The organism is Sphingobium sp. UBA5915, from assembly GCF_002431195.1.
Taxonomy (GTDB): domain Bacteria; phylum Pseudomonadota; class Alphaproteobacteria; order Sphingomonadales; family Sphingomonadaceae; genus Sphingobium; species Sphingobium soli.
On record NZ_DJDV01000028.1, the window covers coordinates 19,474 to 19,871 of the forward strand.

Consider the following 398-nt stretch of genomic DNA (forward strand, 5'->3'; position numbering starts at 1 on the left):
CGGTCGGTGATGTAGCGGTTGGACAGGGTCGCGGCGGACACGATCGCGCCATCGGCGATGCGGACGCCATGATGCGTCTCATATTTGTCCTTGATGCCGCGCAGGATGGAGATGGTGTCCTCCACCGTTGGTTCGCCGACGAAGACCGGCTGGAACCGCCGCTGAAGCGCGGGGTCCTTCTCCACATATTTGCGATATTCGTCGAGCGTGGTCGCGCCGATGCAATGGAGTTCGCCGCGCGCGAGGGCGGGCTTCAGCAGGTTGCCCGCGTCCATCGCGCCTTCGGATTTGCCCGCGCCGATCAGCGTGTGCATTTCATCGATGAAGAGGACGATCTGGCCTTCCGCGCCCTTGACCTCATCGAGCACGCCCTTCAACCGCTCCTCGAACTCGCCGCG

The 398-nt window shown here is 63.8% G+C and carries 1 protein-coding gene; it reads right to left on the reverse strand.

Features of this window, described 5'->3' with window-relative positions:
* A partial coding sequence (locus B2V90_RS04300) for an AAA family ATPase (protein WP_293919802.1) occupies positions 1–398 on the reverse strand: 398 nt, incomplete at both ends.